Origin of the sequence: Sphingobacterium chuzhouense (genome assembly GCF_014692525.1) — a bacterium.
GTDB classification, from domain to species: Bacteria; Bacteroidota; Bacteroidia; order Sphingobacteriales; family Sphingobacteriaceae; genus Sphingobacterium; species Sphingobacterium chuzhouense.
Genome location: NZ_JACNYL010000001.1, coordinates 1,222,931 through 1,249,263, shown reverse-complemented (window position 1 = coordinate 1,249,263; position 26,333 = coordinate 1,222,931). Strand labels below are relative to the sequence as shown.

Here is a 26,333-nt window from a genome sequence, read left to right as displayed (position 1 = left end):
ATCAATTCTCTTGGTCTTCATCTGGATGGGCACCAAGAGAATTGCTCGAAAGAGCCTTTAAATAAGATAAACGATACTGTTTGGGTTGGCACTTCTTAAACTTTTTAAATTGCCGATAAAAAAATGGGATACTTTCGAAACCGGAATCATAACAAATATCACTAATTTGCTTATCGGTCTCCACAAGGAGCTTGCAAGCTTTGCTGATTCTATATTCATTTAGAAACTCGAAAAAAGGTTTCTTCATCACTTTACTGAAAAACCTAGAAAAATATTTTGGGCTCATATACACCTCGGCAGCAATGTCATCAAGACATATTTTTTCACGATAGTGCAGGTGTATATATCTATAAATAGCGTTAATGCGGTTACTGCTGTGGCTGTTCAATTCGTAGGAAAAATCGTTTTCACATAAGAAGCTATATTCTGTAGATTGGCTTAACTCGTCTAAAATTTGTAGTAATTGGATGAGTTTTTCTAGCGGACGCAAATTATTCAATTCAAGGTATTTTTCTTTAAGTTTCTTTGCTATAGATGGGTTAAATTTAATACCTCTGTTAGAAGATCGTAATAAGTTTCTGATGCCGCTAAACTCATGGCTCTGCATCCACGTTTCATCCATAACATTTTCTTTTAGATAAATGACAACGGCATTCGGAGAACTTTCCTTCGGATGTGTTTCATCGATCCAGCAATGAGGCAAATTAGAACCCAGTAAAACAAGGTCATCGTTAAAATAGTTTTCTACGCTATTGCCTACATATCTCAGCCCCTGTCCATAAGGGATATAAGTTAGTTCATATTCCTGATGATAATGCCAAGGGTAGTCGAAGTCCTTTTGGCTTTCTTGAAAGTCAACATTCAACAAATTCGATTCATCAAATGGAATAGGCTTGTAGTTTGCTTTCATAATCAAAATTTATACGGATACTTTTTGTATTGATACCGTCTGGATATCGGTTCAATAGTCTAAAGTTAATAAAATTTTCTTATGAATTGTAAGGCTTGTGCAAACTTCTACCCCTTATACCTCTTTGAAAATGAGGTGATTTTTTAGATACTTCCCAGTATAAGATTCGTTACATTCTGCCAAATCTTCCGGTGTGCCTTCAAAAACGATTTCTCCTCCTTTATTTCCGCCTTCTGGTCCGATATCGATAACCCAATCGGCCGTTTTTATCATCTCCATATTGTGTTCAATGACCAGAATACTGTTGCCTAGTGCAATCAGTGCATCAAATGCTTTAAGAAGTTTGTGGATATCGTGGAAATGCAAACCGGTTGTCGGTTCGTCGAAAATGAAAAGCGTCTTTTTGCTGTTGTTCCCTTTGATTAAAAAAGAAGCGAGCTTGATACGTTGCGCTTCACCGCCCGACAAAGTACTCGATGGCTGACCAAGTTTCACGTAGCCCAATCCTACGTCCTGTAAAGGTTTGATTTTAGCGATGACTTTAGGTACGTCGCTAAAGAATTCCATAGCTTCGTCCACACTGAGGTCTAATACGTCAGCTACTGATTTACCTTTGTATTCCACGTCCAATACATATTGCTTGAACCGCTTACCGCCACAAGCCTCACACGGGAGTACGATGTCGGCCATAAATTGCATCTCGATCTTGACCTCGCCATCTCCTTGGCAGACATCACAACGGCCTCCTTCCACGTTGAACGAAAAAGCAGCAGGTTTTAGCCCGGATGCCTTCGCCGCAGGCAAATTAGCGTAAACTGATCTAACTTCATCCCAGCCTTTCACATACGTTACGGGGTTGGAACGTGAGGATCTACCAATCGGGTTTTGGTCGATCATTTCGATTTGTTCAATGCTGGTGATATCCCCTTCGAGCGAATCGAATATACCGGTTTGTTCGCCGCTGTAATTACCGATGGCTTTTTGTAAGGCAGGGTATAGAATACGCTTGATAAGGGATGTTTTCCCCGAGCCGGACACACCCGTGACGACGGTAAATACATTTAACGGAAAGGTTACATCGATTCCTTTCAGATTGTTTTCCCGCGCTCCTTTGATGATAATGGAATCACGCCATTTGCGTCGTGTTTGAGGTGTGGGAATAGTTAATTGGCCGTTTAGGTATTGTCCTGTTAAGCTGTCTTTATCCTGAAGAATTTCCGGATAAGTTCCGGCGAAAACAAGTTGACCACCATTTATTCCCGCTTCTGGGCCAATATCGATAAGATAATCGGCAGCTTCCATCATCTCTTGTTCGTGCTCCACCACGATAACGGTATTACCGACATCACGGAGCGATTTCAATACACCAATCAGCCGCTGCGTGTCGCGAGGATGTAGACCGATACTGGGCTCGTCCAATACATAAATAGAACCAACCAATGAGCTGCCCAACGATGTGGCCAAATTAATGCGCTGCGATTCTCCTCCCGAAAGCGTGTTGCTCAAACGGTTTAGGGTGAGATAGCTTAAGCCCACATCACACAAGAATTGAAGCCGGTTGACGATCTCAGCAAGCAATCTCTTTGCGATGAGTTGTTCGTGTTCCGTTAATTTAAGTTCTTTAAAGAATTGCAGGGCTTCTTCTAACGGTAATAAAACAACATCGGTAATGGATTTGCCAGCGATTTTGACATAAGTAGCATCCTTACGTAAACGTGATCCTTTACAATCAGGACAATCTGTTTTTCCACGATAACGGGATAACATGACCCGATATTGTATTTTGTAAGTCTGTTGTTCCAGCTCCTCAAAAAATTGGTTCAATCCACCGAAATATTTATTCCCTGTCCACAATAATTCCTGCTGGGCAGGTGTGAGGTCACCATAAGCGCGGTGTATGGGGAAATCAAACTTGAGTGCATTGCGTACCAAGCGATTTAGCCATTCACCCATTTTCTCCCCTCGCCACGGCGCAATAGCACCATCATATACCGAACGGCTTTTATCCGGAACGACTAAATCTGCGTCTATACCGATAACCTTACCATATCCCTCACAACGTTTGCAGGCACCATAAGGGTTGTTGAAGCTAAAGAAGTTTGGTGTCGGTTCTTCGAATAGGATACCGTCCAGTTCAAATTTGTCGGAGTAATGCTTTCTATCGCCATCGATGTCGACATAACATTCGCCTTTCCCTTCAAAAAAAGCAGTCTGTAACGAGTCGGCAATACGACTGTTTGTTTCGTCTTGTTTATCCAATCGGATACGGTCAACGACAATCTGTACTTCTCCAGCCTTGAAGTCTTTATTTTGTATCGTTGTATCTTCGATAATACTTTCTATCTTCTGTATCTTTTCCTCAAAAAACACCCGAACAAATCCCTTTTGGAGCAGTAACGATAACTCTTCTTTTAATTTTCGCTGATTGATAGGTATAAGTTCCGCAAAAATAGTAATCGTGGTATCTTCTGGATACGTCATCAACTCATCGATAATAGACGATATGGTATCTTTTGTAACCTGCTTGCCCGAAATTGGAGAAAAGGTCTTGCCAATCCGCGCATAAAGAAGTTTAAGATAATCATATATCTCCGTAGACGTACCCACGGTAGAGCGTGGATTGGAAGTAATTACCTTTTGTTCGATGGCAATCGCCGGAGCGATCCCTTTAATATAATCTACTTCCGGTTTATGCATACGCCCCATAAATTGCCGCGCATAGGAAGATAGGCTTTCTACGTAACGTCGCTGTCCCTCTGCATAAAGGGTGTCGAAAGCAAGGGAAGATTTCCCAGAACCCGACATTCCCGTAATGACAACTAGCTTATTTTTAGGGATATCGACATCGATGTTTTTCAGATTGTTGACCCGCGCACCCTTTATTTGGATAAACGACTTCGCGTTTTGTTCCGATTTTTTTGACATAACCCACAAAGGTAAGGATTTTGTTGGACTCTAATTCATAATCCTTATCTTTGCCAAAAAACTAAACAACAACGAATGAATAAATTAAAGTTCTTACCATTTTGTATAGTCGTTGCAACAGTAGTTGTAGGCTGTCAAGAGGCAGATAACACGCAAGACGAAAATAACCCGTTGCTATTGACTTACGACACGCCGTTTCAAGTACCACCATTCGACAAAATTAAGGATGAACATTTCCGTCCCGCATTCAAAGCAGCCTTAGCGCAGCACAATCAAGAAATCGATGTTATCGTCAACGATTCACAAGATCCTACTTTTGAAAACACAATCGTAGCACTGGAGAATGCTGGAAGCACGTTAGGAAATATCTCACGTGTATTCTTTAACCTTAATTCAGCGAATACAAATGATTCTATTCAAGCGATAGCCAAAGATATGGCGCCTGTATTGTCGGCACACGGCGATGAAATTTCCTTGAATGAGAAGTTGTTTGCACGTGTAAAAACGGTATATGATAATCGTGCTTCTTTGACGTTGGATGCCGAAGATGCCAAATTATTGGAAGAAACTTATAAAGGGTTTATCCGCGCCGGTGCAAATCTTTCTGAAAGTGATAAGGAGAAGTTGAAAAAGATCAATTCCGAATTGTCCGTGTTGACGAATGATTTCGGACAAAATCTGTTAGCGGAAACAAATGCCTACGAATTGGTTGTCGATAATGAAGATGATCTAGCGGGGCTTCCTGCGGCTCTAAAACAAGCCGCCGCTGACGCGGCTAAGGCAAAAGATAAGGAGGGGAAATGGGTATTCACGCTCCAGAATCCTTCTGTAATGCCGTTCTTACAGTATGCTGATAATCGGGAGTTGCGGAAGGAAATTTGGAACGCTTACCAAATGCGTGGAAACAATGGCAACAACAACGATAATAAAGAGATCTTGCTTAAAACGGCAAATCTTCGTTTAGAAAAAGCGAAATTATTGGGATATGATTCACATGCTGCCTACGTTCTGGAAGAGGCGATGGCGGAAAACCCAACCAATGTTTATGCTTTATTAAATAAAATATGGAAACCTGCATTAGAAAAAGCAAAGGTTGAAGCGGCAGACATTCAAAAAGAAATCGAAGCTGCCGGAGGAGATTTTCAGGTAGCGCCGTATGATTGGAGATATTACCAAGAGAAAATCCGTAAAGCAAAATATGCCTTGAACGAAGAAGAGATCAAGCCGTATTTTAGTTTGGCAGCAGTAAGACAAGGTGCTTTCGATACAGCCAATAAATTATATGGTTTGAGTTTCGTCGCATTGAGCAATGTGCCAACTTACCATGCAGAAGTAGAAGTGTATGAAGTAAAAGATAGAGATGGCGAACATTTAGGGCTGCTTTATGCCGATTTCTTCCCGAGAGAATCCAAAAGAGGTGGCGCTTGGATGACGTCTTACCGCTCACAAAGTACAAAAGAAGGCGAGCGTGTAGCACCCGTTATCTCTATTGTATGCAACTTTACAAAACCGGTGGGAGATGAGCCTGCACTATTGACATTTGATGAAGCGACTACGTTATTCCATGAGTTTGGACATGCGTTGCATGGTTTGTTATCGAACGTAAAGTACCGTAGTTTAGCCGGTACCGCTGTATCGCGCGATTTCGTGGAGTTACCGTCGCAGGTCATGGAAAATTGGGCGGCTGATCCCGCAGTATTGAAAACGTATGCAAAACATTACCAAACGGGTGAAGCTATTCCAGATACGTTGATTGAAAAAATGGAACAAGCCGGAACGTTTGACCAAGGGTTTGCAACCGTGGAGTATGTGGCAGCTTCTTTGTTGGATTTGGATTATCATGCAACAACGAAACCTATCGAGGGTGATGTAAATGCATTTGAAGCGGCCGGTATGCAGAAAATTGGCTTAATTGATGCCATCATTCCGCGTTACAGAAGTACCTATTTCCAACATATCTTCTCTGGCGGATATTCGGCAGGTTACTATGCGTATATTTGGGCAGAAGTATTGGACTCCGATGCTTTCGCAGCGTTCAAAGAGAAAGACCTTTTCGATCAGGCTACCGCAACTTCTTTCCGTGAGAATATCTTGGAAAAAGGGGGTACAGGTAATCCTGCTGAAATGTACAGACAATTTAGAGGAAAAGATCCGGATCCGGTTCACCTAATGAAAAAACGTGGATTGAACTAGTATATCGCTAAGTGCGGTATCGATATAAAAAAAGCAACCGTCATCTGCACGGTTGCTTTTTTTATATCCCCAGCGAATTAAATTGTAAGTCGTAAAGCTTTTTATAATAACCATCTTCGATGGTGAGGAGTTCCCTATGCGTACCAATTTCCTTGATCTCTCCTTTATCGAATACGATAATTTTATCTGCTTTTTGAATAGTAGATAGGCGGTGTGCAATAACGATAGCGGTCCTGCCGACCATCATATTTTCAATAGCAGTCTGGATGAGTAGTTCAGTCTCCGTATCTATGGACGACGTAGCTTCATCCAGTACCAATATGGCAGGATCGTGTACCAATGCTCGGATAAAGGAAATTAATTGTGCCTGGCCAGAAGACAGTGTGGCACCCCGCTCTTGTACTTGATAGTCGAATCCCCCCGGCAACCGCATGATAAAGTCGTATGCTCCTACTTTTTTAGCAGCCTCTATAACTTCTTCCTCGGTAATAGCCGGATTATACAGGGTAATGTTATTGAAAATGGTGTCGGAAAATAGGAAAACATCTTGTAATACTGTGGCTATATGCTGACGGAGCGAATGAAGTTTATATTGCCGTATATCTTTACCATCTAATAAAATACGACCTTGCTGTATTTCATAAAAACGGCTAAGTATATTAATAGTAGATGACTTTCCAGCACCTGTAGCACCCACTAAAGCTAGTGTTTCCCCGGGCTTAACATGGAAGCTAACGTTTTTCAATACCCACTTTTCATCGTTATAAGCAAACCACACATGCTCAAACTCGATTTTCCCCACCATGCGATCCGGTGAGAACGTTCCGTTATCGGGCGTAAATTCTTTCGTGTCCAACACATCGAATACCCGTTCTGCAGACACCATTCCCATTTGTAGGGTGTTAAATTTATCTATCAACTCGCGGATGGGACGGAAAATCATGTTGATGTACATTAGAAACGCGACGACGACCCCGGGAGAGATTGTATTGGCAAGAATCTGTTTCGAGCCATACCATACCAAAAGACCAATCGCAATGGCGAGAATAATTTCCAGAACGGGGAAAAAGATAGAAAAATACCAATTGGCTCGGATGTGCGCGTCCCGATGTTTGCTATTAGCGTTTTTAAACTTCTCCATTTCCTGCTTTTCCCGCGCGAAATACTGGATAATAGCCATGCCGCTGATATGTTCCTGTAAGAAGGTATTGAGGTTGGATACCCAAGTCCGTACATCTACGAAGGCCGATTTCATCGATTCCTTAAAAATGTAGGTGGCCCATATTAAGATCGGCATAGGAATCAGCACGATAAGGGTCAATTGCCAATCCGTATAAAACATAACCCCGAAGATGACGAAAAGCTGTAGCAAATCACCGATAATTTGGATCAGTCCTTGGGAGAAGATATTAGATATCGTCTCTAAATCGGAGATCGTACGTGTAATCAGTTTGCCAATAGCCGTGTTATCAAAATATTTTAATCTTAGATTGATGATATGGTTAAATACTTGTATCCGAATATCACGGATAACATTCTGTCCAAGCACGTTCGTTGTCAATGTATGGTAGTACCGAATGATCGTCTGTACGATGAGCAGCGCTATCATGGCAATAAGCATCCAGGTAAGCCCCGAAGCATCAGCCTTTAAGATATATTTATCCAGCGTGTATTCTACAAGCATCGGAAGCGCAGGGGCTACCGCCGCCAATAGAATGGTTAATATAACGGAGGCCCAGAATATACCTTTATAGGGTCCCATATAGCGAGCCATTCTCCGAAGGAGTTTGGTATCGTAGGTTTTACCTGTTATTTTTTGTTCGCTCAAAATGCTGTGTCAATGTAAGGATAAACAACTTTTGTTAAGTACAGACCGTGGGCAGGTACCGAAGTGCCCGCTTTAGCTCGGTCTTTGCTATTTATGATGTCCCTTATAGACTCCGGGGCTTTCTTCTTTAACCCGATATCCAATAAGGTTCCCACAATCGCCCGAACCATGTTCCGTAAAAATCGGTTGGCGGTAATGTGAAAAACAAGTCCCTCATTTGTTTCTTGCCAGTATGCCCGAGTTATAGAGCATATATTGGTGTAGACTTGCGTATGACTTTTTGAAAAACATCCGAAATCCTGTGTGCCAATTAGAAATGTCGCGGCTTCATTCATTAGAACGATATCAGGGAGGTCTCTTAGTTGCCAGGACTTGTGTATTTTAAAGGGGTCTTTACGAAGATGGACGTGATATTCATACGCTCTTTCCGTAGCATCAAAACGGGCATGCGCATCTTGGTCTACGGGGATAATACGGTATACCGCGATGTCGTAAGGAAGCAGCGCATTTAGCGAGTGCAGAAAACGACTTTCGTCTGGTATCTTATCTGTTGGGACGTCTAAATGAACAAACAATTGTTTCGCGTGTACCCCAGTGTCTGTCCTGCCCGCACCGATGGTTTCTATCGGACAACGCAAGATTTTATGAAGAGCTTCGTTCAGTTTTTGCTGGACAGAAACAGCATTTTCCTGCACCTGCCAACCATGATAAGCCGTACCGTCATATGCAATTTCTAGAAAAAAACGTTGCAATGTATGTTCCACTTGGCAAAGTTAATTAAAATCTCGCCCTTTGCACATTCCCTCCTTAACCTTTAATATCGCCTCCGGATATTTGAAGCTTGTAGAAAGCTATTCTTTGCACGACATATTATTTCAAATATCCGCAGCGATGAGGTTTTTGGTTCTTTTTTACGGGAAAAAAGAACATAAAAAAAGTATCTTTGTTAAAGAAGAAAGTTTAATTATGATTCAACGTATTCAAACATTATGGCTATTAGTGGCCGCTGTTATTTTATTAGGTCTTTTTGTTTTTCCTTTTGTAAGCTTTATTGACTTGGTAGGGCTTGGTAAGCAAATCTATGTTACGGGAATATATTCTTCGAACAATAATGAATCTGTCCGTGAATCTGCTTCGATCGCATTGGCGATTTATGCAGGTATCGTGACTATTATACCGCTATTGATTATTTTTCAGTACAAAAACAGAAAAAGACAGGTGCTTTTCATTATGGTGGAGATTGTACTGGTTGTTTTGTTAGGGATATGGATGTGGAGTACAGCACATACGACCTTAGATGTGATTAACCAAAAATTGCAAGCAGGTAATATTGGTGTCGGTTTTTTCCTTTTGCCTGTTGCTATAATTTTTTTGGGAATGGCTATCGGAGGTATCCGTAATGATGAAAAATTGATAAAATCAGCCGACCGTTTGCGATGAAGAGATTGCTATTTTTGCTGTATTTGCCGCTGTGCTGGCTGTCTTCTAATACACTTTTAGCGCAAGAGCAGGAACCGGAAAAAAATATAAAGGATGATATTCAAGTTGATGTAAAATCAACGAAGATAAATGTTGGAGGAGACACACTTTCCCTCGAGTTGTTTCTCATTTCCTATCAAATGGATCCTCGGGAATTTAAACTGAATACTTTCGCTACCCAAATTATGGATAATGAAGGCGATAAACACCTATTTACAACCATGAAAATGGGACGTGTGCTGGTGCAATTAGCGGATAGGGAAAATTATTTGCATTATTTATTAGAAGAGGATGTACCTGTACCTCTAACTATACACGTGGGAGATTGGAAGGGAAAGAAAGCATTAAAAGTATTGCTGGTGTTTGAAGATAGTAAGGAAGAAGGAAAGTTTATAACACAAGAGGTTGACTTATAGCAGTCAACCTCTGTTTATTTTTGGTTTATCCCACTTGATACAAGATAACGCTTGAGCCATAAAATTTTATTATTATTGTACATAGATAGAGATGGTTATTCCGGAGTCTCATTTTTAAATTATGTACAAGATCCTTTTAGGTATAGTTGCAACACTGTTTTTTTATAAACCTGTTTTTGCCCAACTTTCTTTTGATCATATTTCGGTTATAGATGGTTTGTCGCAAAGTACGGTTTTATCAATCTGTAAAGACAGCAGAGGATTTATGTGGTTCGGTGCCCGTGACGGACTCAACCGTTATGACGGCAGAACCATCAAACAATATAAGAATGACCCCTTGAACCCTAACTCTCTGATTTTCGATGATTATATCTATACTATTGCAGAAGACGAACATCAAAAACTTTGGATTGGCACACAAAGAGGAGTCAGTTATTATTCACCGGAGACAGATTCATTTGAGCAGATCGATTATCAAAAGGCAGGAAAAAAAAATGCATCTTCCTTTGCGGTACTTCATATTCTTCCAGCGAGAGATGGTAAAGTTTGGTTTGCTACGAATGACGGTCTATTGTATATAGAGAATACCGATTCGAGGGATTTTAAGGCTTTTAATAGAGACAATGGACTTGCCGGAACAGAAGTATACTCCGTGTTTGAAGATGCTTTGAGTAATATTTGGGCGGGGACAGTTAGTGGTTTGTCTAAACTGACCCTAACTTCGGACAAAAAAAAATATACGATTAAAAATTATTTCAGCGACAAAAACAATCCCCGAAGCCTGGGAGCAAACTTTGTCAGAACAATAGCCGAAGATAACAAAGGACGAATATGGTTCGGTATAGAGAATGGCGGTATCAATTTATATCAGCCAGAAACTGATGATTTTAAGCGTTTTACATCACAAAAATCAAAGCTTAATAGCGATATTGTCCGTAAAATATTGGTTACGCAGAATGGAACAATGTGGATTGGAACGATGAATGGCCTTAATGTTTATAATCCGTTTACTAGGGAGTTTCATGTCTACAGACACGACCAAGACAATAATAAAAGCATCAATGATAATTCGATAAAAGATATTTATCAGGACAACAACGGTTCCGTATGGATCGGAACCAATTTTGGAGGTGTAAACGTCGTACACAAGAATACGCTTACGTTTAACGTTTTCAAGCACAATACATTTAATAACAACAGTATAAGCGGAAATCTCATCAGTGTATTGGCAAAAGACAATACAGGTAACCTCTGGATGGGTACAGAAGGGAGAGGATTGAATTTCTATGATCCGCAAAATAAGATTTTCAGGCACTATCATCATGATGAAAAAAATCCTGCAACCATAGGGTCCAATACGATCAAATCTATTTATGTCGACAAAAAGAATAATGTATGGATAGGTTTGTTCGAAGGCGGTTTGGAATGTTTTAACCAGGAGACTGGTCGTTTTCGGCATTTCAGACCAAACTCCAATGATCCACAGGCGCTGAACCACGGGTACATCAGCGCCATTAGTGAAGATGAGCAGGGTGATATCTGGATAGGAACTTCTAATAAGGGAATAAATATATTGAATACAGAAACCAATGTGTTTTCCCATATAGATACATCAACCAAAGATAAAAAGCTAAGCAGTAACTATATCAAAGATATTTTAATCGATTCCAAAGGAAATGTCTGGGTCGGTACTGTATTGGGGATAAACCTACTGAAAAAGGGAGCATCTGCATTTATTTCTTTTACCAAAGGGGAAAGCGGATTAGCGTCCAACTATATTAACTGTATCAAAGAAGATCAGAAAGGAAATATATGGGTGGGTACCCATAAAGGAGGATTAAACGTATATCTGCCCGAAGAAAATAGGTTTAAGCATTATAGTGCAGCAGATGGCTTAATGAGCGATAACATTGTCGCCATTAATTTTGATTTAGAACAGAATGTTTGGATAAGTACGAATAACGGGCTTTCTATGTTGGATGTGCAGAAACAAACATTTAAAAACTTTGATATCAATGATGGTTTGCCAACAAATGAATTTAGTTTGAATTCTTCCTTAAGAGATGCAGAAGGTAACCTGTATTTTGGGACTTATCAGGGCCTGGTCTCTTTTAAACCAAAAGGTGCCATTTTTAATAACAATCCGCCAAAAATTATATTTACAGGTTTGAAATTATTTAATCAGCCTATTCAAGTAAATGGAGAAGACGGCATATTGGATAAAGACATTTCATTTAAAGACAAGTTAGTTTTTAAAGCGAGCCATAATATTTTTACTGTTGATTTTATCGCATTCAATTATATTAACTCCCGCAGGAATAAATATGCTTATAAATTGGAAGGGTTTGAAAAGGAGTGGAATTATGTAGACAACCCGTCGGCAACTTATACGAATCTGCCTGCAGGAACTTATAAATTGCTGGTAAAGGGGGCTAATAATGATGGGGTGTGGACAGCACGGCCACAAGAACTAACGATTAAAGTATTACCGCCTTTTTGGAAAACCTGGTGGGCTTATCTTATTTATGTTGCGCTGTTTGTCACCTTATGGTATCAAGTAAATAAATTTTTGAGAAAACAACAACGGCTTGAAACAGATTTATATTACGAACATCTTAACCATGAAAGGCAGGAGGGGCTATACCAGAGCAAATTGGAGTTCTTTACCCGCATTTCCCACGAAATACGTACACCACTGACATTGATTTTCGCTCCCTTAGAACGCCTTATAGAATCGACGAAACAGGATAATTTGTTAAATAAGCAGTTGGTAAGTATAAAAAATAATACCGAGAGATTATTGCGGCTGATAAGCGAATTGCTAGATTTTAGGAAAATAGATACGGGTAATCTAATACTGGAACTGAAAACGGTGAAATTAAATGAACATTGTTTCCATATCTACGAATCTTTTAAGGGACAGGCGCAGGCTAAAAATATTCAGTTTGGTTTCGAAGCAGAAGAAAAGCTTTTTGCGAAGATAGATCTCTATCAAATGGAAAAGGTGTTGTTTAACTTGTTATCGAATGCATTTAAATATACCCGTGAAGAAGGCAAAATTATACTAAGGTTAAGGGGTGATGAAAAGTCGGTATATATCGATGTAGAAGATAATGGAACCGGAATACCTATAGAAGATCAGCAGAAAATATTCGATAATTTTTATCAGAGTAAAAACGAAGAGGTAAAAAATGTTGGCTGGGGAATCGGTTTAGCATTGGTGAAAAATATTGTAGAGCTACACGATGGAAACATCACATTGGAAAGTATTCCTGAAACATCAGAGAAGCCCGGTTTTACTTGTTTTACCGTGACCCTACAAAGAGTCTATATAGCAGAACAGGAGGATGAGCCGATGCTTATAAAACCCGAAATGCCGATTTTGTCTGCCGTTAACTTGGAAGGTGTAGAAGCTAAAGAACAAGCGGTACCTGTAGAAAAAGCGAAGGATAGAAAAAAGGAACAACATACTATTCTGGTGGTAGAAGACAACGATGAGCTGAGGACGTTCCTAATAGAATCCCTATCCGGAAAATATCAGGTTCTGGAAGCATCTGACGGTAGAGAAGGGCTTGAAAAAGCAATAAAAAATGTTCCGGATATTATTGTTTCTGATGTGACGATGCCCCATATGGATGGTTATACGTTTTGCCAGCATCTCAAAGAGGACGAAGTAACAAATCATATACCGGTAATTATGTTAACGGCGATGGCCTCCCACCTGCATCAGATAGATGGTTTGCAATCCGGGGCCAATATTTACCTAACGAAACCTTTCAGCATACAGCTGTTGGAACTGCATATAGACAATCTTATTAAATCCGGTGAAGCTTTGCGGGAAAAATTCAGCAAACAGGTGATGCTGATGCCAAGAAACATTAAACTCGAAGACCCTGAAGAGAAATTCATCAATAAATTGATGCTGCTGATAGAAGACAATATGGAATCTCCTGAATTTAATGTTAGCCTGTTAGTTGATAAAATAGGCATGAGCCAAACTGTTTTGTATAAGAAAATAAAGGCGCTCACAGGAATGTCTATTACCGATTTCATAAAATCTGTCCGTTTAAGAAGAGCAGCACAACTGCTGGAACAACGGAAAATGAATATTGCTGAAGTTGCTTATTCCGTAGGCTTTAATGACAGGAAGTATTTTAGCAGGGAGTTCAAGAAGCAGTTTGGAAAATCGCCATCTGAGTATCTGGAAGAGATAGGCGATGAGTAAGTAAAGATTTTTTACCCCTATTTTAACCAATTTATAGCACGTCGGATCTCTTCCTTTTAAGAATATTTGGAAAATGTTCCGGTTTATTCGTTCCCTGTGTGGTTTGATAAATCCGGTAGTTTCACCATTGAAAAGAAAATTTATACGGATGAAAATTTTTCAATTTTTTGCATTTGTTCTTTTATGGAATATTGCACAAGCCCAGCAGAAGCCAAACATTGTGTTTATTTATACAGATGATTTGGGTTATGGAGATTTAAGCTGTTATGGTGCCAATAAAATAAGTACGCCCAATATAGACGCTTTAGCAAATAACGGGCTAAGGTTTACCAGTGCCTTCGCTACATCATCTACCTGTACACCGTCCCGATTTTCGTTGATGACAGGAAAATATGCGTGGAGAAAATCCGGAACAGATATTGCCCCCGGTGATGCCGCTCTGTTAATCCCCACAAATATAAATACCATGCCTAAAATGTTGCAAAAAGCAGGTTACAAAACCGGGGCAATAGGAAAATGGCATTTGGGACTAGGTCCGAAAGGCGGTCCTGACTGGAACGGGGAAATCAAACCCGGACCGTTAGAAATAGGGTTTGATTATTGTTTTTTAATTCCTGCGACAGCAGACCGTGTTCCGACAGTGTATATGGAAAACAGGCGCATTGTTAATCTGGATTCCAAAGATCCTATTCAAGTAAATTATCAACATAAAGTAGGGAATGAACCTACGGGGGAAGAAAATCCCGAGCTGCTTAAAATGAAACTGAGTGAAGGACATGCCCAAACTATTGTTAACGGAATCAGTAGGATAGGTTATATGACGGGAGGACATGCTGCAAGATGGAAAGACGAAGACCTAGCGATCGATATTACTAACAAATCCATCGAATTTATCGAAAAGAATAAAAGCAATCCGTTTTTTCTGTATCTGGCTACGAATGATATACATGTGCCACGTTCTCCAAATGAGCAATTCATTGGTAAGAGCGGTTTAGGACCTCGCGGAGACGTTATTCTTCAGTTAGACTGGACGGTAGGAAAAGTGGTGGAAGCTTTAGACAGCCTCGGACTGTCAGAGAATACACTGATTATTTTTAGTAGCGATAATGGCCCTGTCTTGGATGATGGCTACGCGGATTTTGCTAACGAAATGCTAAACGGACATAAGCCTGCAGGGATTTATAAGGGTGGAAAATACAGTGCTTACGATGCCGGAACCAGAGTACCCTTTATAGCATATTGGCCAGGAAAAATAAAGCCAGGCGTCAGTACGGCAAAGATAAGTCAGGTTGATTTATATGCATCTTTCGCAGCAATGAATAAACAAATGCTCTCTTCTGATGACGCGCCCGATAGCTTCAATTTGCAGGATGTCCTGTTGGGAAAAGACAGGAAAAAGGGACGGAGATACATCGTTCAGCATGCCCTGAACGGTACATTGTCCCTGCTCAAAGAGAACTGGAAGTATATAGAGCCCGCCGAAGGGCCCAAAGTACAACGAGTGACAAACATTGAACTGGGAAATTCGTCTGTTCCGCAGCTTTTCAATCTAAAAGCAGATCCAAAAGAAGAACACAACAGCTATGACGATCAGCCAAAAATACGGAAGCAGATGGAAGGGTTGTTAAAACGCATTAAGGAACAGACTATTAGTAGATAGATTGACAGAGAGATATGAACTTTTTTAAAGTATTGGTTTTTATAAACGTTTTGTTTGGTTTTCAAGCTTTTGGGCAGTTACAGCCGGATGTATGTGAGCAACGTATTCCACATAATTGGAATGTCATTAATGGAAAGTTAAGCATGAGCAGTCAGCATTTCAAAAAAGGAAAGCAGTCTGTAAAATGGGATTGGATGGGAAGCGATGGTGTAATCAGTATAAAGGACAGTGCGTTTGAATCTGTACAGAACGATCCGAGAAGTACGTTTGTTTTCTGGCTGTACAACGGGGAAAAAACAGATGATAAGTTACACTTCATTTTCTATAAAGGAGAAAAAGAAATGTATAGATTCGATTTTAATTTAAATTACACCGGGTGGAGAACGGCCTGGGTAATGTATCATAGGGATATGACCAAACTGGCCGATGACGGCATCGACAGAATGGAAATAAAAGCTCCACAATCCGTAAAAAAAGGGACGCTATATTTTGATCAGGTTATTTATTATGTAAATATCAATCCACGTTCGCCTATGCGTGATCTGCAAGTGCCTTTTGTGAATCTCGAAGGAGAAAAAGCGGCAAATGCACACTGGAATTCTCTGTATAAGTTCAATGCCAATCCTGGTTATCTGCCTTTAGCAAGAGAAATTTCCGACAAGAATACAAAGCAGTTTAGCCAGATCACAAACAGGTATTTAAAACTGATTGGGGCGAAAAAAACAACGATAGCATTAGATTCATTAAGAAAAGAGTACGATTTCTGGAATATTCGAAGAACCAAAGGTTATGTTACCGGACGGATGATTTATTCAACGAATGACATCGAACTGACCAGTAGGGATTTACTGGCAAAAGCTAAGGCGGCAAACGAAAAATCCAATATCAAAAGGTATGCGCAGCTTATGCTTTCGGTAGCGCACTTGCATAAGCAGACTGACGATCAACGTGTAAAACAGGAGACCGAAAAACTTTACATCGATTTATTGGATCACATGGAAGGACAGGGATGGAGCTACGGTAGCGGTATGGGCGCTTTGCACCATTTGGGTTATAACCTCGCGGATTATTACAGTTCGTGCTTAATTATGAAGGATATCATTAAGCAAAATGGTAGGTTGGAACGTACTTTCAAAACCATGTACTGGTTCAGCGGTTTGGGCAGAACACTGGAAACACCGGAGCAACTCCCGGTCTCTAATATAGATGTTTTTAATACGTTATTAGGGAGTATGCTGAGTACAGCATTGATTTTAGATGATGGAACGGAGAAACTCCGTTATATGCAGCATTTTTCTAAATGGATGTCTCATAACGTAAGGCCGAACCTGGAAATAACAGGTGCTTTTAAACCAGATGGAGCAGTTTTTCATCATGGGACGTTATACCCTGCTTACGGTACCGGCGGTTATAACGGCTTGGCACCGATTATCTATGTACTGAGCCAGACGGCGTTTCAGATAGATTCTGATGCCCATCAGCAGTTTAAAGATAATATGTTGATGATGCACTATTATACGAACCCGACCCGCTGGCCAATCAGTATTTCGGGGCGACATCCCACGGGGAACTGGCGTATACCCGATATGCCTTATGCGTATATGGCACTTTCCGGCACGCCTGACGGAAAAGAAAAAATAGATAAGCACATGGCAGCCGTGTATCTGTTAATCAATAAGAATGAAAAAAATCCGTATGTCAGACGGTTTAAAAATATGGGAATAGCACCGGCAGTTTATCCGGCAATGCATTGGACACTGAATTTCGGTCTGTTGGACATCCATAGGAGAAACGATTGGTTGCTGACTATAAAAGGACATAACAGGTATATCGTTAGTCACGAATCGTATCCAAATGCCAATGTGTTTGGTCGGTATGCAAGCTATGGTCAGCTGGAAGTACTTTATCCAGAAAATGGGGAAACCCTAGCTTCCCATTTCAGGGATAAAGGTTGGGATTGGAACAGAATACCGGGAACGACAACGCTGCATGTACCGCTGGATGTGTTAAGGGCGGATATAAAAAATGTAGACGATTATAGTGGGGTAGAAGAAATGCTGCTCACGGATGAGCTTTTTGCGGGTGGGGTTCATTTAGATAAGCAAGGGGTGTTCGCGATGAAATTGAAAGGCCACGACAAATATAAAATGGGGAATTTCAAGGCAACAAAATCATGGTTTACTTTTGATAGTTTGGTCGTAGCGTTAGGTTCGGATATTTCCAACCCCACGATGGAATATCCGACTGAAACCACGTTATTCCAGAATTATCTGGGCGATAAAAGAGAATCTATTTATGTAAACGATACCAAAATAAACAGCTTTCCTTATAAAAACGAGGAAGGTATACATACTGTATTGGATAACCGAAAAATAGGTTATTATATCCCAGGCAATCCGCAAACCGTTGTATATAAGGAAAACCAAACTTCCAGAGATCAGAAAGATTTAAAGGACACCAATGGCGATTTTACAGGTCTGTATATACGGCACGGTCATGCGCCTAAAAACCAAGGTTACGAATATGCTATGCTGATAGATACAGACAGCAAAAAGCTAGCCGATTTTGCGTCGCAAATGAATTCTCAACATGCGCTTTATACCGTTCTACGGAAAGACAGCGTTATGCACAGCGTAAAATATCATCCACAGCATATTACAGGACTGTCCATTTTTAAATCGCACGTACATCTCGCAGATAAATACATTTTAGATAATAGCAGGCCATGTCTGGTGATGTACAAGGATCAGCAAAATCAATTGGATCTAGCTGTTGTGGACCCCGATTTGGCATTTTACGAAGGAGATGACGATGCGCCAAGAAATGCGGACGGAACCAGACGAGAAGCCAGTATTTATTCAAGATATTGGTTTAAAACACCATCTAAGCCAACAGTGATCAAGATGACCATAAAAGGGGGTTGGAAGAAGACTGACACGGAGAATAACCAACACCAAGTGGAACAAACCAAGGAGGGGAATACGATGTTGACTATTCAATGCAAATACGGTTTGACAACAAAATTGCGTTTAACAAAAAAGTAATATAGAAATGAAACGACTGATTTTAATTGCTTTATTATTTTGTATAAGTAAGGTATCTATAACGTATGCACAGGAAACCATCGGAAAACCAAACGTTATCGTTATTGTAAGTGACGATGCCGGTTATGCCGATTTCGGCTGCTATGGGGGCAAAGAAATTCCGACACCAAACATAGATGCTTTGGCAAAGAGTGGAACATTGTTTACAGATGCCTATGTCTCGGCTTCCGTCTGTGCACCGTCGCGAGCCGGAATCCTAACAGGAATGTACCAGCAACGTTTTGGATTTGAGCACAACGTTTCCAAGCTACCTGTAGCGCCCTACACGCAAGAAGATGTCGGGATGGATATCGATATAAAGACGATAGGCAACCAAATGCAGCACAACGGTTACCATACAATTGCGCTCGGAAAATGGCATATGGGTGATGATGCACGTTATTTTCCGCTGCAAAGAGGTTTCGATGAGTTTTATGGATTTGTTGGCGGGCATCGGGATTTTTTTGGATATAAAGGGCAAGCCCCTTCTCCCACACAGGCTTTGTATGACAACGATAAGATCGTCCCGGAAAGCGAAGTCACTTACCTAACGGATATGCTCACGGATCGAGCGGTCTCCTTTGTTAAGGCCAATGCACAGCAGCCTTTTTTCATGTATTTGGCTTATAATGCAGTCCATACCCCTATGAACGCCAAACAGGAATTATTGGATAAATTTAGTCATATCACTAATCCCGAAAGGAGAGCATATGCTGCGATGATGGCTTCCCTGGATGAAGGAGTCGGTGCTTTGGTGGATGCGTTAAAAAAACAAAATATCTATGATAATACGTTGATCGTGTTTATCAATGATAATGGTGCAGCGACCAACAATTCGGCAGACAATGGCAAGTTACGAGGTCTCAAAGGATCGAAATGGGAAGGTGGTACGAGAGTAGCTTATATCATGCAATATCCCAATTACATTCCGGCAGGAAAGAAATATCACAAGATGGTGTCTGGCCTAGACATCATGCCTACAGCAGTGGGTGCTGCCAATGGACAGTTGATAGCGGGACAGATTACCGACGGCAAAAATCTATTACCGTATATAAATGGGAAGATCAAGAAAGCGCCGCACTCGGATCTGTTCTGGCGTAGAGGAATTGCAGCGGCAGTTAGAAGCGGTAAGTGGAAACTGATCAGAAGCGGAGATACAAACCCCGTTTTGCTGTTCAATCTCGAAAAAGACATATCGGAAACCAAAAATCTAGCGAACAGCCACCAAGGAAAGGTGAAAAAGCTGTTACGTAAATTAGAAGCTTGGGAGAAGACCATAGAGCAGCCTCGCTGGCTTAGCCCCTATGGCGATCATAATCAGGTTATGAAGCACCGTATGGAAATGATCGGCAGAGAAATGGAGACACAATATCCTTGATGGTTATGAAAAAGACAAACTATCTCTTTTTCTTCGTTATGACGGTTGTATGGTCAATGACTACGCGAGCAAGCAATATTGAGGTTGCCTCAAAAGAAGAGGTGTATGATAAATTAACGCTTTTGCAACCGGGTGATACCCTCTTCCTCCTAGATGGTATTTACAAAGATATCCAACTGGTTGTCAACAATACCGGAGAGCAGGGAAAGCCGATTGTGATCATAGCAAAAAACGGAGGCAAGGTATTTTTTACCGGCGATGCTAAAGTCGAGTTGCGTGGTCAACATCTGGTACTAAAAGACATCTACTTTAAAGATGGAAAACGCAATCCTGCAGAATGGCAAACGCATGGTCCGGGTTTGGTCGCGATGTACGGTAGTCATAACAGGATTACGGGATGCGTATTCCATGCCTTCGACGAGGCCAATTCAGCGTATATTACAACTACGGTTCCCGAGAGTGGATCGGTTCCGAAATACTGTCGAATCGACCACTGCGTATTTACGGAAAAAATCACCTTTGATCAAGTGATTAATTTGAATAACAGAGTAAAAGTGGATAAAAAGAGTAACATACTCGGCGAAGCGATGTATCACCGCATCGATCATTGCTTTTTCGCCAATCCACGGAAACCTGGTAATGCCGGAGGAGGCATTCGTATAGGCTATTACAGAAACGATATCGGGCGTTGCTTGGTTGATTCCAATCTCTTTGTGCGGCAAGATTCAGAACCGGAGATTATCACGGGCAAATCACAAGAAAATGTGTATTACGCGAATACCTTTTTGAACTGTCAGGGTACACTAAACTTTCGGCATGGCGACAAACAGATGGCATTAAATAATTTTTTTATCAGCTCCGATAACAAATTCGAATACGGTGGCATGTTTGTTTGGGGAAGCCAACACCTTATCGCCAACAATTATTTTAATCTTAAACGGACACTACGAACTAGAGGAAACGCAGCTTTGTATTTTAATCCGGGACCAAAGGATTCGGAACATGCATTGGCATTCAATACCCTTGTTGTAAACAATATATTCGATGATAATGTTGGATACGATATCAATTTTGAACCACTTCTGGAACGCCGTCGGGAATTTGCAACGGCATCTGACCTGGAGTTTTATCTTCCCTACAACATTATCCTCATGGGCAATATTTTCTCTAATACGCAGGGAGAAAAGCACCAAGTTTTTTTAGGTAATTTGGACGGAAATAGACTAGAGCAAAACTTTAGTATGGATATTCACAACGCTCGCCAAATAGGATTTAAAGAAGTTGTTCGAAGCGAAAATAGTCAACCTTACAGTCCGTCTGCATACCAGGGATACACCGTAGCACAGATTCCGGATATCCCAAATATTGAAGGAGTCTTGATCAATATACAACATGTTGTAAATAATGGAGTTGTAGGGCGTCCGCTAACCTGGGATGATGTCCGCCCCGAATGGTTGAACGATATACCGGGCTCGTATGCCCACACAGCCCGCCTAGACGAGGTTACCCAACGAAGATTTGACCGTGTGATAAAAGATCGTAAATAATTAACCGGAAAGTAAAGCTATGAAATATCTAATTTTTGCCTGTTCTCTATTATTTGTATTACAGACGGCGGCACAATCTAATAGACAGGAAATGCCCAACATATTGATGATCGCGGTAGACGATTTGAATGATTTTATAGGAGCAATGGGAAACCCTGATGCCATAACACCCAATATCGATAAATTAGCATCCCAAGGTGTAACGTTTACCAATGCCCATTGTCAGGCACCTTTATGTGGTCCCTCGAGAGCCTCTATTATGACGGGTTTAAGACCTTCGTCAACCGGCATTTATGGTATGATCGCTGATAATGAGATTAAAGACGTAAATATGCGCACGCAAAAGACCCCGTTTCTTCATGAACATTTTAAAGAAGCCGGTTACTATCTTTTAGGGGTCGGGAAGATATTCCACCAGCATTTTCCTGATGGCCTGTTGGACGAAGATGGTGGTAAATCTGAATATGGTCCTCTTCCGGAAAAAAGATTCAAGTGGGATAAAAAAGGTACAGCCACAGACTGGGGAGCTTTTCCGACCGAAGACATAGCAATGCCTGATGACTACGCAACAGCATGGGCTGTTGAAAAACTTTCACAGCAGTATGATAAGCCATTTTTTCTAAGTGTTGGTCTTATCAGGCCGCATGTGCCATGGTATGTACCACAAAAATGGTTTGACCTGTACGATCCTCAAAAGCTTCATTTACCTGCTTATCTGCCAAATGACAAGGCAGATTTGCCGGATATAACGAAAAAAATCGATGATTGGCCAATGATGCCAACGACAGAATGGGCGATTGAGCATAATGAATGGAGAAATATACTGCAAGCCTATTTGGCATGTGTTTCGTATGCGGATCATAACATTGGAAGAATCTTAGACGCTTTGCGCAAAAGCAAATATGCAGAGAATACGATTGTTGTTCTATGGTCAGATCACGGCTATAGGCTGGGCGAGAAGAATACGTTTGCAAAAGTGTCCTTATGGGACAGGGCAACGAAAGCACCGCTTATATTTTCAGGGGCAGGTGTGCCAGAAGGGGAAAAACGGAACCAGGCTGTCGAGCTACTGGATATTTACCCAACGTTAACAGACTTGGCAGGCTTAACACATAATGCATTGAATGAAGGGAGCTCCTTGGTTCCGCTCATGAAAAACGATCATTATAAATGGAACAAGCCGGCTATTACCAGCTGGGGTAGAAATAATACCAGCATAAAAACAAAGGACTATCGCTTTATTAAATACGAGGATGGGTCTAAAGAACTGTATGATATAAAAAAAGACCCGAATGAATGGAATAACCTGGCAGGAGAGGCAAAATATGCTAAAGTGATGAAAAGATTGGAAGCACTGTTGCCAAAAGATAATGTTCCATGGTCTGACAAATCCTTTTATAACGCGAATGAATATTTTAGAAATAAAGGATTAAAATAAAAAACGGGTCATTAGCCCTTATCAACTAATTATTACCCTTCTTTTAATTAATTATTACCCCTTTTTTGTAATCTGTTTCTGGAATTTTGAGATACTAGATTTATTAAAACAAAAATTATGAGAAAGCTTTTTCTTTTTCTATCCTTACTCATCTCCTACTTTAATTTGTCTGCTCAAAATACAAAGCAGATAACAGGTACGGTAGTCGATGCAAGTCAAGGAACCCCTTTGATAGGTGTAAGTGTTTCTATCAAAGGAAGTACATTAGGTGCCGTTACCGATGTAAATGGGAAGTACAACATCAAGGTTCAGGCGGGGGGAAAACCGACTTTAGTGTTTAGGTATGTAGCTTATGAAGAACAAGAGGTCACTGTAGGAGATGGAAACGTTGTAAACGTTAAGCTGGTACCGACAAATACGGCACTTGATGAAGTCGTGGTAATTGGTTACGGAGAAGTTCAGCGGAGGGATCTCACGGGGGCGATAGGTTCTGTAAACATGGAAGACCTGCAAAAAGCCCCTGTGGGAACGGCGTTAGAAGCATTGGCAGGCCGTGTAGCTGGGGTACAGGTACAATCGGACGATGGTAAGCCGGGAGCCGGTATAAACATCGTTATTCGTGGTGCTAACTCGTTAACACAAGACAATTCACCTCTGTATGTTATCGACGGCTTCCCGATGGAAGATGCCAATAATAATATTCTGAATCCAGCCGAAATTGAATCCATGGAAGTGTTAAAAGACGCTTCTGCAACTGCAATCTATGGAGCAAGGGGTGCAAATGGTGTTATCCTTATTACCACAAAAAGAGGGAAAGAAGGAGCACCAACTATCAACTACAGCGCTTATGGCGGTTTTCAGAATGTAATCCAAAGAATGGATTTGATGGATCCTTATGAGTTTGTAAGAATGGAGGCAGAGCGTGACCCGGTAGGAGTGGGGCGAACATACCTGCGTGGAGACACTACTTTAGATTTCTATAGAAATGTGGCAGGCTATGATTGGCAAGACCAATTGTTTAATACAGCAGGTATGCAGGATCATTCTCTATCCGTATCGGGTGGAAATAAATCGACTAGATACTCCTTTTCAGGAAATATATTCGACCAGAAAGGTGTTATCATCAATTCCGGATTTGGTAGAAAACAGGGTAGGGTAACGCTAGACCAAACTTTTAATGATAAATTTAAAGTCGGTGTGGATGCTAGATATACGACAACCAAAACCTATGGGACTTCGCCCGGCGATCCTGATTCGAGAAATAATTCGATGAACTACCTGATGTACAGCGTTTGGGGTTATCGTCCGGTAACTTATATCGAAGGACAGGATTTGTTGGATAACTTGATAGATCCAGATATAAATACCACGAACGATTATCGTATCAACCCAATTTTATCTGCTGAAAATGAACTGAGAGAGGTTTTTAACACGAGAGTCATCTTAAATGGATATGCAGAGTATGCATTTACAAAAGCACTGAAACTGAAGATCAGCGGTGGTATAAACTCTTCTGATCTGAGAAATGATTTGTTTAATAACTCGCAGACGCGTTACGGACATCCGCAGAGCTTAAATAAAGTAAACGGACGTGTTTTATACACCGAGAGTGATACCTGGTTAAATGAAAATTTGCTGACTTATAATAAACGTTTCAACAAGACTCATCAATTGACAGTTGTTGGAGGTATGACTTTTCAGGAGAACAATTACAAACGCTACGGTTTTGGCGCTATGTATTTGCCTAATGAAAGTTTAGGATTAGCGGGCCTAAGCCAAGGGGAACCGATGCCAATAACTTCAATTAATACAGCATGGTCCTTAATGTCTTATTTGGCAAGAGCCACCTATAACTATAGTGGGAAATATATTTTAACGGCATCTTACCGGGCGGATGGCTCTTCTAAGTTTGCTAAAAATAACAGATGGGGTTTTTTCCCTTCGGGATCATTTGCCTGGAGAATGATTGATGAAGAATTCATGAAAAACCAGAATGTACTGACAGATGCCAAACTACGAATAGGTTATGGTGTTACCGGAAACAACCGGGTTTCTGAATACGCTACTTATGCCCGGTTAAATTTTGATAATGTAGGGCCTGATAATAACGGTTATTATCCTTTCGGCAACTCCCTACAACAAGGCTTGTTTATCAGCTCATTAGCTAACCCAGATTTAAAATGGGAAAGTACCGCTCAAAGTAATATCGGTTTAGACTTAGGTGCATTTAACCAAAGAATAAACTTTACAGCGGATTACTATAAAAAGAAAACGACTGATTTGTTGTTGAATGCAGAATTACCGACATCTACAGGGTATGCGTCGGCGTTTAAAAACATAGGAAGTACAAGTAATGAAGGTCTGGAGCTGAGCTTATCCAGCGATATCATCAGAAATAAAGATTTTGTATGGAACTCGTCTGTTAACATCGCTTTTAACAGAAACAAAGTATTGTCATTAACCCAAAACCAGGAATCGTTAACAAGCGCGTTGGACTGGGATAAAGACTATACAACAATACCTTTATACATAGCCAAGATAGGCCAGCCTTTGGGTCAATTTTATGGAATGATTTGGGATGGAGTTTACCAACCGGAGGATTTTGATTCATTAGGTGTTTTAAAAGGGACTATTCCAACCAATGGTAATCCACGGGAAAACATTCGGCCTGGAGATATCAGATACAGAGACTTAAATGAAGATGGCGTTGTTGACGACAACGACAGAACGGTCATTGGTAGAGGGTATCCGTTACATCAAGGTGGTTTCTCCAATACATTCAATTATAAAGGATTCGATCTGAATATATTCTTGCAATGGTCTTACGGAAACGATATCTTGAATGCCAACCGATTAATGTTTGAGTATGGTGTAAAAGCGAGAACCAATCAATTTGAAACATTTGCCGATAGATGGACGCCGGATAATAGGGATACAGAAATGTTCAGATTGGGTGGACAGGGACCGGTAGCCAATTCTTACTCAACCAGAGTAGTTGAAGACGGTTCATATTTGAGGCTAAAAACGGTCTCTTTGGGATATACGATAAATCCGGTCATGCTTAATAAATACAAAATAAGGTCTTTAAGAATTTATGCATCAGCGCAGAACCTGTTTACAATGACCAATTATTCCGGCTACGATCCGGAGGTTTCGGTCATGTATTCGGGTTTAACACCTGGATTTGATTACTCGTCATATCCACGGCCAAAAACAATCGTATTCGGATTAAATCTTTCACTATAATATTA

Annotated in this window: 14 protein-coding genes; 10 read left to right on the top strand and 4 right to left on the bottom strand. The window is 40.8% G+C overall.

Features of this window, described 5'->3' with window-relative positions; translation table 11 throughout:
* Position 1 precedes the first annotated feature (1 nt).
* Positions 2 to 910, bottom strand: a complete 909-nt coding sequence (locus H8B21_RS04765) for an AraC family transcriptional regulator (protein ID WP_190312616.1) — start codon at positions 908 to 910, stop codon at positions 2 to 4.
* A 114-nt stretch (positions 911 to 1,024) separates the two neighbouring features.
* Positions 1,025 to 3,835, bottom strand: coding sequence for an excinuclease ABC subunit UvrA (uvrA, locus tag H8B21_RS04760; protein WP_190312615.1), 2,811 nt, complete (start codon positions 3,833 to 3,835; stop codon positions 1,025 to 1,027).
* Between the two features lie 75 nt (positions 3,836 to 3,910).
* Between uvrA and H8B21_RS04755 the strand changes: the two genes are divergently transcribed.
* Entirely contained in the window at positions 3,911 to 6,028 is a 2,118-nt protein-coding gene (locus H8B21_RS04755) for a M3 family metallopeptidase (RefSeq protein WP_190312614.1), read from the top strand.
* 61 nt (positions 6,029 to 6,089) lie between these two features.
* On the opposite strand, the gene H8B21_RS04750 is transcribed toward H8B21_RS04755, so the two are convergent.
* Both H8B21_RS04750 and truA read right to left on the bottom strand, forming a co-directional pair.
* Positions 6,090 to 7,856 carry an ABC transporter ATP-binding protein gene (locus tag H8B21_RS04750; protein WP_223814833.1) on the bottom strand — a complete coding sequence of 589 codons (1,767 nt, stop codon included), beginning with the start codon at positions 7,854 to 7,856 and terminating at the stop codon, positions 6,090 to 6,092.
* The gene (gene truA / locus H8B21_RS04745) at positions 7,853 to 8,620 is read right to left on the bottom strand and encodes a tRNA pseudouridine(38-40) synthase TruA (protein WP_190312613.1); all 768 of its coding nucleotides are present in this window, start codon (positions 8,618 to 8,620) and stop codon (positions 7,853 to 7,855) included. The genes H8B21_RS04750 and truA overlap by 4 nt, the downstream gene beginning before the upstream one ends.
* A 202-nt stretch (positions 8,621 to 8,822) precedes the next feature.
* On the opposite strand from truA, the gene H8B21_RS04740 reads away from it, so the two are divergent.
* The 9 genes from H8B21_RS04740 to H8B21_RS04700 all read left to right on the top strand — a co-directional run bounded on the left by H8B21_RS04740 (position 8,823) and on the right by H8B21_RS04700 (position 26,328).
* The gene (locus tag H8B21_RS04740) at positions 8,823 to 9,296 is read left to right on the top strand and encodes a DUF4293 domain-containing protein (protein ID WP_190312612.1); all 474 of its coding nucleotides are present in this window, start codon (positions 8,823 to 8,825) and stop codon (positions 9,294 to 9,296) included.
* The gene (locus H8B21_RS04735) at positions 9,293 to 9,751 is read left to right on the top strand and encodes a hypothetical protein (RefSeq protein WP_223814832.1); all 459 of its coding nucleotides are present in this window, start codon (positions 9,293 to 9,295) and stop codon (positions 9,749 to 9,751) included. The genes H8B21_RS04740 and H8B21_RS04735 overlap by 4 nt, the downstream gene beginning before the upstream one ends.
* Positions 9,752 to 9,872: 121 nt before the next feature.
* Positions 9,873 to 13,976: a hybrid sensor histidine kinase/response regulator transcription factor gene (locus tag H8B21_RS04730; RefSeq protein WP_190312611.1), complete on the top strand. Its 4,104-nt coding sequence runs from the start codon at positions 9,873 to 9,875 to the stop codon at positions 13,974 to 13,976.
* Between the two features lie 148 nt (positions 13,977 to 14,124).
* Positions 14,125 to 15,636: a sulfatase-like hydrolase/transferase gene (locus H8B21_RS04725; protein WP_190312610.1), complete on the top strand. Its 1,512-nt coding sequence runs from the start codon at positions 14,125 to 14,127 to the stop codon at positions 15,634 to 15,636.
* A gap of 14 nt (positions 15,637 to 15,650) precedes the next feature.
* A complete protein-coding gene (locus H8B21_RS04720) occupies positions 15,651 to 18,680 on the top strand; it encodes a chondroitinase family polysaccharide lyase (protein ID WP_190312609.1) in 3,030 nt (1,009 codons plus the stop codon).
* 7 nt (positions 18,681 to 18,687) lie between these two features.
* The gene (locus tag H8B21_RS04715; protein ID WP_190312608.1) at positions 18,688 to 20,097 is read left to right on the top strand and encodes a sulfatase; all 1,410 of its coding nucleotides are present in this window, start codon (positions 18,688 to 18,690) and stop codon (positions 20,095 to 20,097) included.
* A 5-nt stretch (positions 20,098 to 20,102) separates the two neighbouring features.
* Positions 20,103 to 21,644 (top strand): chondroitinase-B domain-containing protein, encoded by a 1,542-nt coding sequence (locus tag H8B21_RS04710; RefSeq protein ID WP_190312607.1) that lies wholly within the window; start codon positions 20,103 to 20,105, stop codon positions 21,642 to 21,644.
* 19 nt (positions 21,645 to 21,663) lie between these two features.
* A complete protein-coding gene (locus tag H8B21_RS04705; RefSeq protein WP_190312606.1) occupies positions 21,664 to 23,082 on the top strand; it encodes a sulfatase in 1,419 nt (472 codons plus the stop codon).
* Between the two features lie 117 nt (positions 23,083 to 23,199).
* Entirely contained in the window at positions 23,200 to 26,328 is a 3,129-nt protein-coding gene (locus H8B21_RS04700) for a SusC/RagA family TonB-linked outer membrane protein (RefSeq protein WP_190312605.1), read from the top strand.
* The last annotated feature ends 5 nt before the right edge of the window (positions 26,329 to 26,333 follow it).

What these genes read in the sequence shown, in the direction of transcription:
- H8B21_RS04735 (WP_223814832.1), top strand. Translation starts at nt 9,293, where the DNA reads ATGAAGAGATTGCTATTTTTGCTGTATTTGCCGCTGTGCTGGCTGTCT.
- H8B21_RS04755 (WP_190312614.1), top strand. Translation starts at nt 3,911, where the DNA reads ATGAATAAATTAAAGTTCTTACCATTTTGTATAGTCGTTGCAACAGTA.
- uvrA (WP_190312615.1), bottom strand. Translation starts at nt 3,835, where the DNA reads ATGTCAAAAAAATCGGAACAAAACGCGAAGTCGTTTATCCAAATAAAG.
- H8B21_RS04740 (WP_190312612.1), top strand. Translation starts at nt 8,823, where the DNA reads ATGATTCAACGTATTCAAACATTATGGCTATTAGTGGCCGCTGTTATT.
- H8B21_RS04765 (WP_190312616.1), bottom strand. Translation starts at nt 910, where the DNA reads ATGAAAGCAAACTACAAGCCTATTCCATTTGATGAATCGAATTTGTTG.
- H8B21_RS04705 (WP_190312606.1), top strand. Translation starts at nt 21,664, where the DNA reads ATGAAATATCTAATTTTTGCCTGTTCTCTATTATTTGTATTACAGACG.
- H8B21_RS04720 (WP_190312609.1), top strand. Translation starts at nt 15,651, where the DNA reads ATGAACTTTTTTAAAGTATTGGTTTTTATAAACGTTTTGTTTGGTTTT.
- H8B21_RS04710 (WP_190312607.1), top strand. Translation starts at nt 20,103, where the DNA reads ATGAAAAAGACAAACTATCTCTTTTTCTTCGTTATGACGGTTGTATGG.
- H8B21_RS04715 (WP_190312608.1), top strand. Translation starts at nt 18,688, where the DNA reads ATGAAACGACTGATTTTAATTGCTTTATTATTTTGTATAAGTAAGGTA.
- H8B21_RS04725 (WP_190312610.1), top strand. Translation starts at nt 14,125, where the DNA reads ATGAAAATTTTTCAATTTTTTGCATTTGTTCTTTTATGGAATATTGCA.
- H8B21_RS04700 (WP_190312605.1), top strand. Translation starts at nt 23,200, where the DNA reads ATGAGAAAGCTTTTTCTTTTTCTATCCTTACTCATCTCCTACTTTAAT.
- H8B21_RS04730 (WP_190312611.1), top strand. Translation starts at nt 9,873, where the DNA reads ATGTACAAGATCCTTTTAGGTATAGTTGCAACACTGTTTTTTTATAAA.